19 protein-coding genes are annotated in these 15,374 nt (G+C 48.1%); 2 read left to right on the forward strand and 17 right to left on the reverse strand.

Annotated elements, in window-relative coordinates; all coding sequences use genetic code 11:
* Positions 1-62: 62 nt before the first annotated feature.
* From A7975_RS29635 to A7975_RS29715, 17 genes are all read right to left on the reverse strand, one after another.
* Positions 63-1,541, reverse strand: a complete 1,479-nt coding sequence (locus tag A7975_RS29635) for a hypothetical protein (protein WP_065387534.1) — start codon at positions 1,539-1,541, stop codon at positions 63-65.
* Positions 1,542-1,543: 2 nt separating this feature from the next.
* The gene (locus A7975_RS34615) at positions 1,544-2,293 is read right to left on the reverse strand and encodes a hypothetical protein (protein ID WP_065387535.1); all 750 of its coding nucleotides are present in this window, start codon (positions 2,291-2,293) and stop codon (positions 1,544-1,546) included.
* A gap of 4 nt (positions 2,294-2,297) precedes the next feature.
* Positions 2,298-2,915: a putative phage tail protein gene (locus tag A7975_RS29645; RefSeq protein ID WP_065387536.1), complete on the reverse strand. Its 618-nt coding sequence runs from the start codon at positions 2,913-2,915 to the stop codon at positions 2,298-2,300.
* A gap of 3 nt (positions 2,916-2,918) precedes the next feature.
* Positions 2,919-3,413: a tail fiber protein gene (locus tag A7975_RS29650; protein ID WP_065387537.1), complete on the reverse strand. Its 495-nt coding sequence runs from the start codon at positions 3,411-3,413 to the stop codon at positions 2,919-2,921.
* A gap of 11 nt (positions 3,414-3,424) precedes the next feature.
* A complete protein-coding gene (locus tag A7975_RS29655) occupies positions 3,425-4,447 on the reverse strand; it encodes a DUF2793 domain-containing protein (protein WP_065387538.1) in 1,023 nt (340 codons plus the stop codon).
* On the reverse strand, positions 4,448-4,861 hold the full coding sequence (locus A7975_RS29660; protein ID WP_065387539.1) for a phosphoglucomutase: 414 nt from the start codon (positions 4,859-4,861) through the stop codon (positions 4,448-4,450). It lies immediately after the preceding gene.
* Between the two features lie 3 nt (positions 4,862-4,864).
* Positions 4,865-5,908 (reverse strand): baseplate J/gp47 family protein, encoded by a 1,044-nt coding sequence (locus A7975_RS29665; protein WP_369688972.1) that lies wholly within the window; start codon positions 5,906-5,908, stop codon positions 4,865-4,867.
* The gene (locus tag A7975_RS29670; RefSeq protein WP_065387541.1) at positions 5,895-6,296 is read right to left on the reverse strand and encodes a DUF2634 domain-containing protein; all 402 of its coding nucleotides are present in this window, start codon (positions 6,294-6,296) and stop codon (positions 5,895-5,897) included. The genes A7975_RS29665 and A7975_RS29670 overlap by 14 nt, the downstream gene beginning before the upstream one ends.
* Positions 6,293-6,595 carry a DUF2577 domain-containing protein gene (locus A7975_RS29675; protein ID WP_053374259.1) on the reverse strand — a complete coding sequence of 101 codons (303 nt, stop codon included), beginning with the start codon at positions 6,593-6,595 and terminating at the stop codon, positions 6,293-6,295. Before A7975_RS29675 ends, A7975_RS29670 begins: the two co-directional genes overlap by 4 nt.
* Entirely contained in the window at positions 6,595-7,563 is a 969-nt protein-coding gene (locus A7975_RS29680; protein ID WP_065387542.1) for an XkdQ/YqbQ family protein, read from the reverse strand. The genes A7975_RS29675 and A7975_RS29680 overlap by 1 nt, the downstream gene beginning before the upstream one ends.
* A gap of 4 nt (positions 7,564-7,567) precedes the next feature.
* Positions 7,568-8,233, reverse strand: coding sequence for a LysM peptidoglycan-binding domain-containing protein (locus A7975_RS29685; RefSeq protein WP_065387543.1), 666 nt, complete (start codon positions 8,231-8,233; stop codon positions 7,568-7,570).
* Entirely contained in the window at positions 8,233-10,425 is a 2,193-nt protein-coding gene (locus A7975_RS29690) for a phage tail family protein (RefSeq protein ID WP_065387544.1), read from the reverse strand. Before A7975_RS29690 ends, A7975_RS29685 begins: the two co-directional genes overlap by 1 nt.
* 229 nt (positions 10,426-10,654) lie before the next feature.
* Complete coding sequence (locus A7975_RS29695; RefSeq protein WP_065387545.1) at positions 10,655-11,077, reverse strand: phage tail assembly chaperone; 423 nt, start codon at positions 11,075-11,077, stop codon at positions 10,655-10,657.
* A 27-nt stretch (positions 11,078-11,104) separates the two neighbouring features.
* Complete coding sequence (locus tag A7975_RS29700) at positions 11,105-11,569, reverse strand: phage tail tube protein (RefSeq protein WP_065387546.1); 465 nt, start codon at positions 11,567-11,569, stop codon at positions 11,105-11,107.
* A 1-nt stretch (position 11,570) separates the two neighbouring features.
* Entirely contained in the window at positions 11,571-12,887 is a 1,317-nt protein-coding gene (locus A7975_RS29705; protein WP_065387547.1) for a phage tail sheath family protein, read from the reverse strand.
* Positions 12,888-12,890: 3 nt separating this feature from the next.
* Positions 12,891-13,079 carry a hypothetical protein gene (locus A7975_RS29710; RefSeq protein WP_053374252.1) on the reverse strand — a complete coding sequence of 63 codons (189 nt, stop codon included), beginning with the start codon at positions 13,077-13,079 and terminating at the stop codon, positions 12,891-12,893.
* A gap of 211 nt (positions 13,080-13,290) precedes the next feature.
* A complete protein-coding gene (locus A7975_RS29715) occupies positions 13,291-13,911 on the reverse strand; it encodes an ECF-type sigma factor (RefSeq protein ID WP_053374251.1) in 621 nt (206 codons plus the stop codon).
* Between the two features lie 256 nt (positions 13,912-14,167).
* Here A7975_RS29715 and A7975_RS29720 point away from each other — a divergent pair, with 256 nt between their 5' ends.
* The gene (locus A7975_RS29720; RefSeq protein WP_053374250.1) at positions 14,168-14,596 is read left to right on the forward strand and encodes a helix-turn-helix domain-containing protein; all 429 of its coding nucleotides are present in this window, start codon (positions 14,168-14,170) and stop codon (positions 14,594-14,596) included.
* Between the two features lie 8 nt (positions 14,597-14,604).
* Positions 14,605-15,015, forward strand: coding sequence for an ImmA/IrrE family metallo-endopeptidase (locus A7975_RS29725; RefSeq protein ID WP_065387548.1), 411 nt, complete (start codon positions 14,605-14,607; stop codon positions 15,013-15,015).
* Positions 15,016-15,374 lie beyond the last annotated feature (359 nt).

Consider the following 15,374-nt stretch of genomic DNA (forward strand, 5'->3'; position numbering starts at 1 on the left):
CTGCATCGTTTCCCTTCGGAATTTAGTAGAGACTCCTCCTAAAACAAATCATCCTTCTACAATTATGTTATTTGTATACCTTTAATAACGCGTTTAATAGATATGCAATTATCAAAAGTATTTAAAATGCTGTATAGAAGATTTCCTGTTGGTTCATCTTCAACAACTGCACCTACCACATGAACGGCTAATCCATAATTTTCCACTAAATTTCCATTAATATCTACTTTTATTACATTAGCTCCGTTGAAGTAAACGAAATTACCATCACGTGTACGTCTCGCTGCTGAGCTTCCTAGATTGGCTGCAACAAATGGGGCTCCTCCAGAAAAATCAATAATCAAACCGTCATTTAAAAATTTCCCAGCCACGAACAAAGGATTTGTTACAGCATTATAATTTAAAGTGAAATTGCTAGGACCTAATACAATTGCATTTCCATCTGAAGAAATTTTACCAACATTTCCACTAATATTAATAAAAAACGCTCCGCCGGATGCGTCCGCTGTTACGTGGTAAATATAAAGAAATCCAGGAGTTTCTTTAACCCAAACAGTACTTCCATCACTTATCCGGCATTTAATAATCATACCCACTCCTGTATTTTTATTCGCTCCAGCAAGGAAAACATAATCACCATAAACACTAAGCGAAGTAAAATCAATTCCAAATCCACCATATTCATACATCATCCCGAAAGTCGTCGCGTTATATCGACGTAGGTAAAAACTATTGCTAGATTTATAAACGGCGAACTGGGAGTTCGATGCATAATCATAAAATATTTGAGTCCCATTCGCTCCACCCACAAAACTTCCTCCAGATCTATCATATTTAGAAAATGTGACACCATCAGCTGAATTATTTGTATGTTTATAAACAATTTCGTTTCCTACAGTGTACACAGGAGTTTTGTTATTGCTTTGTATAAAATAGTAATCATAGATAGGCACATTAAGTCTATTATATGGGACAGTGGCTCCTGATCCGAATCCTGTAGGCATAGTTCCCGCTAGTCCGAATATAGATACTCCCTGTTTAATGTTAGATGCTTGCAAATTTCCCTCAGCTGCTTGGAGATGGGACAGTGGAACTTTTACTTCTGAGATCCCAGTATGCCCTCCCGATGAATCTGTGTATAATCCAGTAGGGATGTAGGCGGCGAGAGATCCATCGCCCCATTTAGCGCTTGGTTGAATTGAATCAACGATCTGTCCTCGTACAGGAATTGCTCCTTGAAGTCCAAAAATATTTTTATTGGCAGGAATATTTTTTGAAACAAAATCAGGATCATTAGCGATTAGAGTTCCAAAATTCGCCCCGTTCTTCCCGCTCGTGTAATAACCCGTAGGTGGTTCCATTACAATATTTCCTCCGCTATCTGATGAGACAGACAAGGCTGTTACGTATCCTCCCCCTAACGTTGCATGAGCGTAGTTAGGCATTGTCCCATCTCCATCATATAAAACTCCAGCGGAGAATTTCTTCCCCGCTAGAACATCCGCAGCTCCGGCAGTTCCCGGTACTAGAATTTGTCCCATTCTTACACCTCCAGTATTGTAGATGATACAAACATGTTGTTAGCAATGGATGCAGTAGCTTTAACGGTAATGGTCGTTCCTGCTGAAGTGTTAATATAGCAAGGCAGCAGGCTATAGCTTCCTACTGGGGTAGACTGAGCATTTAATAGGAACGTTGTTTGCGCTCCGCCAGGGTCATTATAAGTTACTTTCAGCGTCACTGTAGTCGTCCCTGTCAAACGTAAGTACGTTCCTACTAAGAAATTGCCGGCTGAAGGAGTTGTATACGTATTTACTGTAGTCTCTGACGTTACTCCGATAAGCTGATTGTATACATAGCTTCTGCGAGCTACTCCAAGAGCCGTCCCTGCATTCTTAACGAAGGCTGTAGTCGCTAACTGATCGTTATTAATAGCTAGTGCTGCTGTAGGAGCCGTTGGTACTCCGGTAAAAGCTGGAGAAGCTGTTACCGCTTTCCCATTCCAAGCCGCTTTCTCCGTATCCGTCACAAAGCGGTTACTCGCATCTTGAGTAATAATAGACGCTGGATGATTAGCCGGATGCACATAATTATTTGCACCAGCCGCAACCCCAGAAAGCTTTGTCTTCTCTGCCGTAGTATAATCCTCCGTCGATAGCTGCTTCCCAGCCACTTTATCTACCTTGCTGCTAACAGCGGTATCCAAAATATCCGCATTCCCGTTCAAATCCGCAATATCGACTACATCCGTTCCTTCCGGCTTTTTCAATCCTAAATTCCCGGTCGTTTGCATATATTCACTCTCCCTCGTAAACTCTTAGTTCGCTCCATGTTTTGCTTTTCGCTTGCTGCCAGTTCATCGTTCCGATTTGATTCCATACCGTATAGGTATATTTCAAACTAAAAGCTAGGTGAGCCGGTTTAATATCCTCCAGCATGCGGATGAAACCAGCCATATTGGGCGGAATTCCTTTTGTCCCAACAAATACGACCTCGAAGCGGCTCTCCGCCGGATATTCGATCACATTCACTTCGCCGCCCGAAAAGGCGAAAGCCGTTTGAATAATCTTTGCTTTGGTCGTCGTGCCCGCGCCGCGCAGCTTGGCTATAATGCTCTCCCGCCTGCGGGCATCAGGCAACGACGAATCACTCCCCAGTCCGAGCACTTTTTCCCAGCGCGCGAGTCCCCACGTTGCCGACCTTACAAAATATTGCTCAAATGCCTCTTCAACGTCAGCCGACTGCTTCCCTATTTCCCCGCCAAGCTGATTTTGAATAACTTGCATCTCCAGTATGGGATGATAAAAGGGAGGCAAATAGTTCATCAGATCAATCTCGGCATGCGGAGCAACCTCCCCGCCGTCCGCCTCTTCCCCATACCCTTGTTCGCCATATACCGCCATTCCATATGACAAAAGCTACACCCCCTTTAGCTGATTCCAGGTTACGCCCGGTCCCAGCTTGCCGCTTGCTAAATCATAAGCGCGTTTTACCGCATTTGCCGTCGCCGCCTGCACGACGCTCGTGCTGTTAGTAGCATCGATTAATTGGACAACGCCCGCAGCAGATACCGATGCAGCAGGCAATCTCGCCGCAGCAACGATGCCTGATGTAATGTCCGCTGCCGCGTGAGCATGCGCAACTGGTGCGAAGGCTGTTGGTTTGCCGCTTATGCCAGACCAAGGCACGCTGTCCGCGGATTCCGCGTTGTCCACTTTCCCATCATTGTTCGTATCATAAATGCTTTTCAGCATGTCGCCCGTCGCCTGAGCAGCGGCAAGCACGATATTGCCGCCGGCTGTGCCGATGTACAGCTTTTGCGTATCGGTGCAATACCCTAGCTCGCCGACTTCAAGCAACCCGATGCTTGCCTCAAGCCCTCGCCGCAGTTGAATGAGTACTTTTCTTGGCATCTGCTCACCTCCTAGAACGTGCCGCCATCAATAACGGCAACCTTCAAACGATTGCCATTCGCGGCATCGTACACGATGCTGTCCGCATCGATGCTCACCTCGATGCCTGCTGCATTAACGAGGACGCCTTTGCCTGCTTTGGCGCTAACCGCTGCGCCAGCAACAGCAATCCCGTTCCCCGCGCCAACGCTAAGGGTGACCGTATCGGCTTGGCCTCCGCCTGTAAGGCCGCTCCCTGCTGTAATCGTCTGCAGCGCACCGCCTGTCCGCACCCACGCCGAACCGTTCCAGCTATAAATTTTTTGTTCGTCGTCCACATAACAGGTCCAGCCTACTTGCGGTGTGTATATATCCCAAGCTGTACCGTTCCATTCGGCAATTTTGTTTGATTGAGAGACCCATGCGCCCGTCGCCGCTGCCGGAATCAGATACCGATCCGCTGCAGCGGGCGATACGGGAGGCGCAGCCAAATCCTTATCCTTTACCGAGGCCTGCGGCTCGATATTATGTTTCGCGAGCTCAATTTCGTTTTTAATTTTTTGTGCCGACCACAAATCCGTAATAGCCAAGCCTGCATCGTTAATGGTCCGGTGCTTGGCCGGGTCGTCCAAATGCGTCTTAATCTCTGCCGCAGTCTTTACGTTAACGCCATCCGATACTTTGTTTACGTGACCGCTTGTAACATTCGCTTTTAGAACTTTGGCGTAGGTTGCGCCTTCCGAAATATCATCCAGCGTGCCCGTCAGATCGGTAAGCTTCTGCGCATTGATTCGTCTCCAAGCCGTGCCATCGTCAACATATAAGTATCCCGTATTCGTACCGCTGTTTACGTAATACAGCCTGCCTGGCACAGACGCAACCGGCCTTGCCGCCTCAGTTCCCGATAAAGCCCGGCCGACCATGCTGTTCGCTGCTCCATCGCCTACATAGACTTCCTTCGTATCTGTGCAAAATCCCATTTCTCCCGGCAATAGCGGGCCAAACGCGGTTAGTTCAGCTTTTGTTCCGCGCTTTATTTGTATCGTCTGCGACATCTAACTCCCCCTCGAAAATGATCCTCCATCTACGCTTCCTTTGCCCTTGTATCTATCGATCTCTGCTTGCGTTGCCATTATGCTGGCCTGCAAATTATTAATATCAGCCGCTTCCACGCGGTCGCCAGGCGTCTCATAGGTGACAAATACGGCATCTGCCTGTGCAAAAAGCTTTATCCGAAGCCTCCAAGGCATCTCAGCCGGAACGGTTAAAAAATAATTCGGTACCTTCTCGCCCGATAAACCCGGTCCCGTATAAACCTGAATACTCTCCTTGCGTATGTCATCATGTGCAAGCTCTCCATCGAACACGCCGGCTGAGACAGCAAGCTTTTCTTCCATAACATATAGCTCGCTGTTTTCCTTCTTATTCAGCTTCTCCGTAAATCGATCCAGCTCCGCAGGGTATGGCATGGGCTACACCTCCAATTCAATAAGCCCTGCAACAGGCACTTCATCAATATCTAGTCCAATATTGGCGTTGGCGCCATTTAACAGCAGACCATCATAATCGAGTACGCCCGGTATTCCCAAAAGCAAAGTACCAAGCTTTGCGATGCTCACATAGTTGATTTGGAATGCTGTTTCTTCTAAATAAGAGGTTAGCGCAGCAGTAAATGCCGCACTCACAAGCTGAATCGTATAGCCGGCCGCGAGCGTAACCGAAGCTTTAATACGGATCGGAACGCTGGACGCGGATACGACCGATACCTCTGCTCCGATTGGCCTGTTCTCATTAATAAAATGGAGCACCGCGCTTTGCAGTACCTCACTTGCAGGCTGTTTATCCGCATTGACGATAACGACCTTCACAGTGCCCGGACCGTTCCACAAAGGCAGTACTCTTGCCCCGCCAACGCCCGCTACCGATAAAGCCCATCTCATATAATCAGATACGTTGCCGCTCGTACCCGGATTTTGCACCTCGGCAAAAAAACGGCCGCGCAGCTGCTCATCCGACTCCTCATCCTCGCCAGGCACGAGCACAGCTGCAAGTTCAGCGCGAGCTAGCGAGCTAATATAATCGATGGGCAGCATATCCCCAAATTGCTGATTCCCAACCACGCCCTCGGTTTCGCTCTCTAGAACGAACGAGCCGGCGCTAAGCTTCTCTCTTACCACATAGTTGATCGAGCCCGCGGAATAGCGGCTGCCGATAGGCACATCGACAGCCGAGCCATTTTCGCCATAAAATTTGCCCTGCCGCTTGGCTCTCGTAGCCGCTTGCCTGATTACGCCAAAATCAGCCGTACGCCGCGATAAATATTCGCCGCTGGACGTGTCGGCAAACGCCAAATTCATGTTCACGTCTAGCTGGGCATACAGCTCAGAGAGCTCAGCGGCTGCCGGAGCCAGCGCATCGTAAATAATGCTGCCTTCCCTCTTATCCACGTCGCCGGGGACACTGGCTAACATGCGTTGAAGCAAATAACTAAAGGTCATATTTTCATACACGCCCATTCACCTCCTCTCCAAAGCTTCCAAATTCCGTAACGACAGTAAATTGTATAGCAGCGGATTCCTCTGTTACGTCGAACTGAAAATCAGTGACGCCGGTTATCCGATCATCCTGCATCAAAGCCTCCCGTATTCTCCGCTCCATCTCGGAGCGAACAAAGGATGGCGCTTCGCCAATTAATCCCTGCAGTTCAGCTCCATAATCGTCGCTATAGCAAAAATAACGATAGCGCTCTGTTTGCAATATTTTAAAAACAGCTTGCTTAACTGCCTCAAGCCGATCGGTCGTGCCGACGATACGATTATTTGTCAGATCCAGCTTGTACGTCGCGCTCGTTTCAAGGCGATCATCCAGCACGGTATCACCGATGCTTGCTCCTTGGGGAATCATGGCTTGACCACCTTATCCAGCACCACAAATTGCTGCCCGCCTTGTACACGGAGCATAAGCACCGTGTCTCCCGCTTCTAGGCCTGTTCGAATAAGCAGCTTCCCGGATGACGGCAAATCCGCTTCAAACCGTACAAGGCTTTCCGGAACAATTAAAAAATCCTCCGTTAAAGTAAAACGTTGATCCACGTTTACTTCCAGAGGATTTAGCTTTATTACTTTTCCGACCATTACGGCCATCGGGTTGCCTGCTGCGTACGCTGCGGCGCCTGCTTTTTTAATCGAATCCAATAATGCCATTAAACCACCCTCAATTCCAGCTTCATCGTGTGCGTATCCGCATCAAATTTATGCGAGCAGTCGTCCACGAGAAAATATTGATTAATACCTAGTTCCTTAATGACAACGGGAATAAAGCAGCCTGCCCTGACTCTCAAATCGCCGATCGCGTCAATGCTGATGCTTTTTTGCTCGCGGTTTTTCAATGCCATTAACTGATTAAGCTGCTCATTGATTTGCGCTGTATTCATTTTTTCGTCCGCCTGCTGGTAAAGCTGAAGACGTCCCCACTTCGCTATATTCGCGCTGTCTTGCAAAATGTGAATGTCCCGCTTCCCAGTCTGCTTATTGTCCTGATAAATCTTGATTCGGTTGTACGTGTCACCATCAATCGAGCGCTTCAGCCCATAATCATACATGAGACTGTAGTCGCCGATAACAAAATCAACCTTCATGTCCTGAATATTCCGTACTGACAGCTCGCCGTAATCATCAAAAAACATATAGTTCCCGCCTTTATGAATGAGCGTCAAATCCAGTGCCTTGTAGATAATATCCAGCAGCTTCTTATTGTCCTCAATCATCGATGGGATCTTGTACTCCGTATCAGCAAGCAGCCCCGTCTTCATGTCAAAATCATCCGCAATCCGCTTCACAATCTGCGAAGCAGTCACATCGCGGAACACGTACGTATCGTTTGCAAGCAAATATCGAATCTGATCGTACGCCTTGATCGATACGCTCTCGTCCTTGCCCGTATTAATTTCAAATACGTAGCCGTAAAAGATATTGCGATCATCATGGCGCAACCGGATAACATCGCCGCTGTTCACCTCAAAAGAAGCACTCTGATACTGGCTCCCCTTGATTACAGTCAGATCCAGGCTCGACGCGGCTCCGCTCCGCTTTGTTTTATAGGTGAGAGAAGGAACAAGGCTTGTAATATTCCATACCTTTCCGTTGCGGTTATCGATTAAAATTTCCAGCATATGATCACCCCGGCAGCTTCAGCGTCATACCGACGGGCAGCTTCCTTAGCTGCGCGTCCTTGATGCCGTTCAGCTTCTGAATTTCTTGCCAGCGCCCTTCGTTGCCAAGCTGGACTCGCGCTACCTTTATAAGCGTATCGCCGGCAACCAGCTTGTACGTCTTCGGCTTTTGCTTATCGGAAGGGCGCGGATTCGTTTTGGTGCTTGCGCCGTCCTTCGTTAGAATGACAGGCCTCGCGCCGTAAAAAGCGAACTCCTTCAGCGAAATGCTGTACTCGATATCACCGGAGCCTGCCGCTTCCTTCCACTCGAACTTCTCAATGCTCATGGGCAAATTGATATCAAACGTTGCGCCTGTATAAATAAATCGGATAGGACGCTTATTATCCATCCACTCCAAAATAGTCATGACATAAGCAACAGGGGAAGTCCAAGTATTACTAGTCACAAAAGGATACGAGAAGGCTGGAAAAAAGCTTTCAAACGAAATATCCTTAAGCTTCGGGCTTTGAAGAACGTTGATCTCGCCTAAACCCGACACCTCATAGGTTTTGCCGCCCGCAGCATCACCGATTTTAATTTCTGGCGGGTTAACAGGGAGATGGATAATTTGCTGCTGATTCCCGTAGCTCAGCCATATTCCATATTCATAATTCCGATTGCTGATCATCAAGCGTACACCCCTTCCGCAGAGGAAGCGATTTCCTCATTTAATGAGCGCTCAATTCGTCCGATAATCGTATCGATATCATAGCCGTTATTAATGTCTCCGGTTTGCACGCTGACAGTCGGCTGCAAGGACACGAAGTTCTGAATGTTCTTCATCTCCGCAAGCTCCCGCATCGTCTTCAAATCCTCGCTGGAAATATCAACGGTGTCGTTGATTTTGCCGACTTCTCCGACTCGGTTGATGTTTGGGCTGGTTCCTCCGCCAAAACCTCCAGCAGTCTCGCCCACAGGCTTAACAAAGCCAGACTCCTTATTGAGCATGGCGTTCAAATCATTTTTCTTGCTGCCCAGCTTGTCCATTAAGCCCGTGCCAAATTCAGACCCTTTGTTAAATGCAGATCCAAGATCCGTTTGTCCCATCTTATATTTAGAAAAGTCTACAACGTTCTTTTCGCTTTCGGGCATGAACTGATCGATTTTGCTGGTATCGATCTCTCCAATCATTTTAAAATTGGTGCCGGTAATGGCATTCACTTTCTCAAGCACCCAATTGAGCCCATCAATAAAGGTGTTTATCATGCCGCCGAAGAAATCCACTACGTTTTTGGTGAGATCAAAAAACAATTTCTTAATCGCATAAACCGGATCAATGAATATATTGACCAGAAACTCAGCAACCGACAAAATAATATTCCATAGAAACGCAAATCCATTTTTTAATGCGGTAAACAATGAAAAGAACAAGCCCATAACAAAACCAACGACCTGCTCGACTGTACCTCCAAAATACAAAAAGATGCCTATCAATACGCCTATGACCGCAATAATGATTAAGAGCGGTAAGATCGTCATCAGCCATGCCCCCGCCTGCACCAAAATAGGAGCAACCATGGACCATAATAAAGTTACGATCGTCGGCAGCAGTACGGCGCCCGTAAGCATAAAGATTGATAAGATCAAAGGCCAGTTGTTTAAAAATTGGCTAAAGAGCCATAGAGCAGCTTCGCCTACAACCGCTAGTTGGCTGGCTACAAACGTTAATCCCTGCTCAAATAGGGCGAAGAAAGCCTGGAACCTCTCGCCGGCAACTAATTCGTTAAGCTTCTCAAGCAGCGGCGACATGGCCTCAACCGCACCCATGCCTGCTGCCGCAAACCCGGATTTAATCGTATTTTGCAGAGTAGCGATTTGGTTCAATGGGCTGCTTCCGACTGTTTTCAGCGCTTCGGCACCCAAATTCGCCTTTTCCCGCATCGCATCAAGCGCATTGAGAAACCCATCCATATCGTTCGCTTTTTCAAAACCAACATTTTGGAAAGCTTCCTCGCTAATATTGAATTGATCCATTAAGCCGGAATAATCGCCGCTCATCGCCGATTTAATAGCTCCGGCAGCATCCTCTGAGCTGCCTCCATTTGGATCTAGTGCCGAAAGCTCCATCGCCATATTCGTCATTCGATCCAGCTGGCCCGTATTTTGAGCGGTTGGCATTAGAGCTAACGCTGTTTTTATAGCCTCATTCACATCAACGCCGTTTTTAACAGCATTCCCTCTAATATTCTGGTAAAGCGGCTCGCCGATTTTTTCCCCGCCGGCTCTAGCAATCAGCAGCGCTTTAGATTGATGCTCCTCCATTGCGCCCGAAATCGCCATGCCGATCATTTGCGTCAGCTTGGCTCCGGCGCCTAATATGGCTGACTGCCAAAACTCCGCTCCCTGCTTTGCGGCATCTACAATGGCATCAGGTGCCGGAGGGCCCTCTGGGGGAGTTGGTGTGTTGTCTTGCATCAAATCCTTTATTGCTGCAACGATTTGTATGGCTATGTGAACAGCCTGTAGTGTTTCAACTATATTTATTTCAAAAAAACCACGTCTAGAGCCGCGACCATTTGGACCGTTTGGTCTATCTGGTCCACCATCAGGACCTCCATCCGGAGGAGGGTTTGCTGCTTCTCTCATTTTTTTAATCGATTCGGTAAACTCATTCATAGAAGCGGTTGCCTTCGTCAGCTCAGCTTCCAACTGCACGGTTTCTACTCGCATTTTTTCAAAAGCGCTCACTAATTTCTCGCCTTGTGCTGCTGCCTCAATAAAAGAGGCATTCAATCGGTTCATAAACTGAATAAATGCAGTGGCTGAGCCTGTATTGCCAGACCCGCCATTCACGATAACTACCGGGGAATTACTCGCCATCCTTCCACCCCCTTCACACGGGCGAAAGCGCCCCCGCATGGGAGCGCTGCCCGTCCTTATTTTCGTTTTGCTTTGGCTCGCTGTTTCTTCTCGTTCTCGATGCGAACGTCGATCATCGCGTAGATCGCCGCTTTCTCCCGCCGGGTCATGGCCATCAGCTCATGCGGCAGGATGCGAAGCTCGTGGAGGGCGTAATAAGCGTAATTCGCTTCTCCGTCGCCCTCTTTGATTAGTTTTTTACTTCATCTGCCAGATCGTTTAGGCTTTGGTTAAAGCCGTTGATTTCCTGCACGCGCTGTACCAGCGAAGCATATTCGCCAGGCAGCAGCATTTTGCGCAAAAGGTTCTCGGCACCGAGCGTACCGTACGATTTTTGCAGATCCGCATCCTTTAGATTCGGGAATTGAATGCTGCTAACAACGAGCTTGGCAAGATATTCGTCCGTATTGGTCTCCGGTACAAAAACGCCGTTTTTTCCCTTCACCTTGCGGGTGGACGACTTGCGGCATTCTTCGTTCTCGGCTTCGTTCATGCTGCGCAACTCCCATGCGACGGCTTGTCCCTCCGCATCTTTAAATCGCTCGGATACGATAAACGGCTGCGTCGCTTCGACGGCTGCATTTTGCGCAAAAAACACACTTAAATCACTCATTTTCTGTTGCCTCCATTCATGAATTGTTTAACCTAGCGAAAGTGACGTGAAGCTGTCTTGAATGTCCACGCCTTCAAAGGTGAACTCGATTTCCTCTTCAAGCGCTTCGCTCTCCGTGTCGAGCTTGCCGATAATGACCTTATTCAGATTGACCTTGTTCAGGACAACCGTTTGTTTGCCCGTGGCAGATGAGGAATCCTCATTCATAATGACGATGTCAAAATACGCATCCACGCCGGTTTTTACGTAGTCCAGCATCATTTGGCGGAACTTCGTTGTGACGTAATAAATGGTCATCGTGCCCGTACCGGACCAGCCTGTCGCTTTGTGCTGCAAGCCCCGGTGCCCAAGCGTCTTGATCTCCGCCTTTTGTTTCTCGATGCTCGCCTCCAGCGTCTTCACATAAAACATTTCTTCCCTTGAGTTGTTAATCACCGTAAAAGCTTTGCCTTCGCGGCCCGAAATCGTGTCTCCTGCGTTCAAAAATGCCATATTACTTCACCGTCACTTTCATATATACTTTTTCTACGCTATCTACTGGCTGGATGTGGACGTTAATGACAATGCTGTCGGTATCCGTGCCGGCAACGACCGACAAGTCCGTCTGCGAGTTAAAATTTTGGATCGCGTTCAACGACTGCAAATTGTTCAAATACTTGGTGCACTCATTGCGGAATAGGCTCCGGCCATCTGCGTTATTATCCACTTTGCCGATATAGAAGCTCTCGAAAATATGTTTAAAGTCATTTGCGATGCCATCCAGCACGCGGATCACTCGGTTTTTGGAAAATGCTTTCCCTTTCTCAGGCGTATAGCCAGTAAAGGTATTAATATCCTGCTCCACAATGACTTTGCCGCCGCTTGCCGTAAACAACAGCTCGCCTGCTTGAAGCGCCGCCACCGTTTGCGAATTCGTATACCGAATGTCTGCATCAACTGCATCCTCATAAGCTTCATAGGTCAGCGATTGATTAATAGAAGCGCCTGCCGTTGCCGCAGCAACCCATACTGTCGCTTTCTGCGCATCAATGACTGTGCCATCCAGCAGCTTGACGCCATTTTTGACGCTTATCACCCCTTCATGATCCGCAGACGGATAATTCGCCAGCACGACTTGGATTTTGCGGCCCTCTTCCTCGCGCAGGCGGCGAGCAAAAGCAGTGTATACTGATTTCAAAGCTACATCAGCGGATACGAGCGCAATCGTATTAAAATCCTGCAGCTCGATCTGAGTCAAGTAGTCGGTATGCTCCTGATTCGTTACGGTGCCGTTGGCGCCGCCAACAAGCGGTGCGCCTGCTGATAGTGTCAACGTTCCCGTGCCGCTAAAATCAACGAAAGCATTGCCCTTAAGCGCCGCAATAGCAGCCACCGTTTGCGAATCAACCGCCGCTTCAGCGACATAAGTGATAACATCAAACAACTCCTCGTCATCGACGTTTTGCTTTACAGCCACCGTGATGTCATTGCCGCGTACCCCGCCAAACTTAGCCGTAAGCGTTAAGCTGCCGATAGCAGCTGTTGCTTTGGTCCCTTCATTCAGGCGATATAGAAGCAATGTCTTTGCCTTCTTAAGCGCTTCTCGCACGAGCAGCAGCTCGGGTGCGCTTAGATCGTAACCGAGCAAGCTTCTTACGTCCTCGCCCGCATGAATCGTTAGGACCGATCTCGATTTCCCCCAATTCAATGCCAGCGCAGCAGCGACTGTGCCTCGTTCCCCCATGCTGCCCACCGATTGTTTTTCTCCTGCCAGATTAATATAAACGCCGGGGCGCACCTTATTTTGAGTTGTAAATGTTCCTCCTGCCATGTTCTACATGACCTCCTTTTTCAAATGGGCTGTTATCCGGGATAACGCTTGTTCATGGGTATAGCTTTCTTCCTCCTGCAATACGGCAGAGAGCACATCCTTCTGCGATGGCATGTACCTTCTTGCTGCCAGCAGCTCTTTTTTGCTGAAGCTTGCCTCAATTCCGGCAGCCTGTAGATCCGCTTTCTTCATTTGACATTCCTCCGGCTTCCTTCATTTGGAGCGGCTTGCCCACCATCCAGCAGCCTTGCCGCAAGCGACCTTACCGCTCTCCCGCTACATCTCACTCACCTCCTTTTCTGGAAAAAACAAAAGGGACGCTCGGTATCGTCCACCGCTCGTCCCCGCTTATGATCTATTGCACAATATCATAATATCACGGTTATTTGAGCAAAAACGGACATTAGCCGGACAGAAAGCGGACAACTTCAGCAAGCGCCTTTTGCTTCCATCTGCGGAACGTGCGGTCGACGATTCCAAGCTCTGAAGCAACGAATTCAGTAGGCTTCCCTTCAATAAAACGCAGCTTCAGCAGCCGTGCGTAATCAGGTTCATAGGCTTCGAGCGCCTCTAGCGCTTGGTCGATAGCTTGCAGCTGCTTCTCAATATCTTGAAGCTCGCTGATTTTATCGATAACGCCCATATATCCCTCAAACCCGCCAGAGCCGGCGCGTGCTTCAAGCACCTTCTCGATTTTTTTCTCCAGCTCCCTTAGCAGCTTCTCATCCTCTGGGTTTGCGGCTGTACGGCTTCGAATCACTTCGCTTAGCTGCGCCTTCGTTCCGATCGGATACTTGGATAGGTTGGCATGCGCCGCAGCCTCGATCCGCTGCTCCTGTTCATCCAAATACATATAGGAAGGAAGCTTGCGCAGCTGCCGGTGCAGCTCCTGCAAATGATCATCCTCAGAAACGGCGCTTAGCCGCATGCCTGGACCGACCGATGTCCCCTCCAGCTGTTTCTTTCTTGCCTTAAGCCGTTTATAAGCATTTAACTGGTCAATAACCTGCTTTTCCTCTTTCATTCACATAACCTCCTATAAGTTCTAATGGTTTAGTGGTATTTAAAATACCGTTAATGCCAAAAAAATATAATACAAGTCTTGGTATTGACAATACTCTTATTGGAAAATATACTAGCTTTGAAGTAGCTAAAATAGCCATCTGGCTTTTCTGATAAATTGCTGTATGTGTTCGTCTGATGAATCTCATTGTATTTGGTATTTTAATTACCGTCAAGTATTTAAAATACCAAATCTCGAAAAATGGAGGGTATTCATAATGTCGTTAGGTATGAGAATAAAGCAGCTTCGCGTTGAACGCGGATTAACACAGCAGGACGTTGCCTCAAAGCTGGAAATGGGCCGGTCTAATTTTGGGCATATCGAGAATGACCGGGTCACGCCAACGAGCGAGGACCTGCAAAAGATGGCCGATATTTTGAATACGACCACCGATTATTTGCTTGGCCGCGATGCAGCGTCGGCAACAATACCCGAGTGGGCGACGTATAAGGATAAGCGCGACTTTAAGAAGCTGCTCGAAGAAGACGGGGAAATTATGTTCGACGGCGTACCGATGAGCCCGACCGACCGCCAGCGCGTAATGGATGTATTGACGGGTCTGTTCTGGGAAGCTAAGCAAATGAATAAGCACAAAAAAAAGGCCGAGCCAACCGACGATGCTCCTGATGATGATGCCAAAGGGTAGGTGTTGCTATGGATAAAATGATTTTAAAGCTCATTCGAAAATTCAAAACCAATGATCCATTCACCATCGCCGAAGGTCTTGGCATCCATATCCGTTACGCTGACCTCGGTCAAGGCACGCGCGGCCTTTATTTCAAAAAGCTGCGCCGCCGATTTATAGTCATTCACGATGCGCTTCCAGATGATTGGCGCAGGTTCGTATGCGCGCATGAGCTTGGGCATGATCGGCTGCATCCTGGCTTCAACCGCTTTTGGCTGGATGAGCAGTCATTTTTCAATGTGGGGAAATACGAGCGGCAAGCGAGCAAATTTGCGGTCAGGCTGCTGACAGCCGGCGACTCTCCCGCTGCCAGCGAGACGCTGGAGGAGCTTTTGATGCGAAACGGGGTTCCTGCGGAAATGCAAAAGTTTTATTTTTGAAGCGAGGCTTTATGATTTAAGTGAATCGCTGTTGTTAAACAAAACAAGCTGCAGTCTAGGGCGTGAACTTCATGCTCTAGGCTGCAGCTTGCTGCTTTTAGATCAGATTATTTTCTTTGTAGGATTCAAAGCCGCGATCGGTGAGCTGCTTTAATTCGAGCAAAAGATCCTGCTCTGTTTTTTTGAAATTAAAGCAAGACTTTCCCTGCATGCGTTTCTTCAAACCGTCTGACATCTCGCTTAGCAATTCAGGAAATATATACGGGCATAAGGTGGTAGCTTATATCATTTTTTTTGCTTGAACCGCCCCAAAAAAATCGGTTTCTTAATTTTAGGATATTAGTTAAATATCACGTATG

This window comes from Bacillus sp. FJAT-26390 (genome assembly GCF_001682865.1).
Taxonomy (GTDB): Bacteria; Bacillota; Bacilli; order Paenibacillales; family Paenibacillaceae; genus Pristimantibacillus.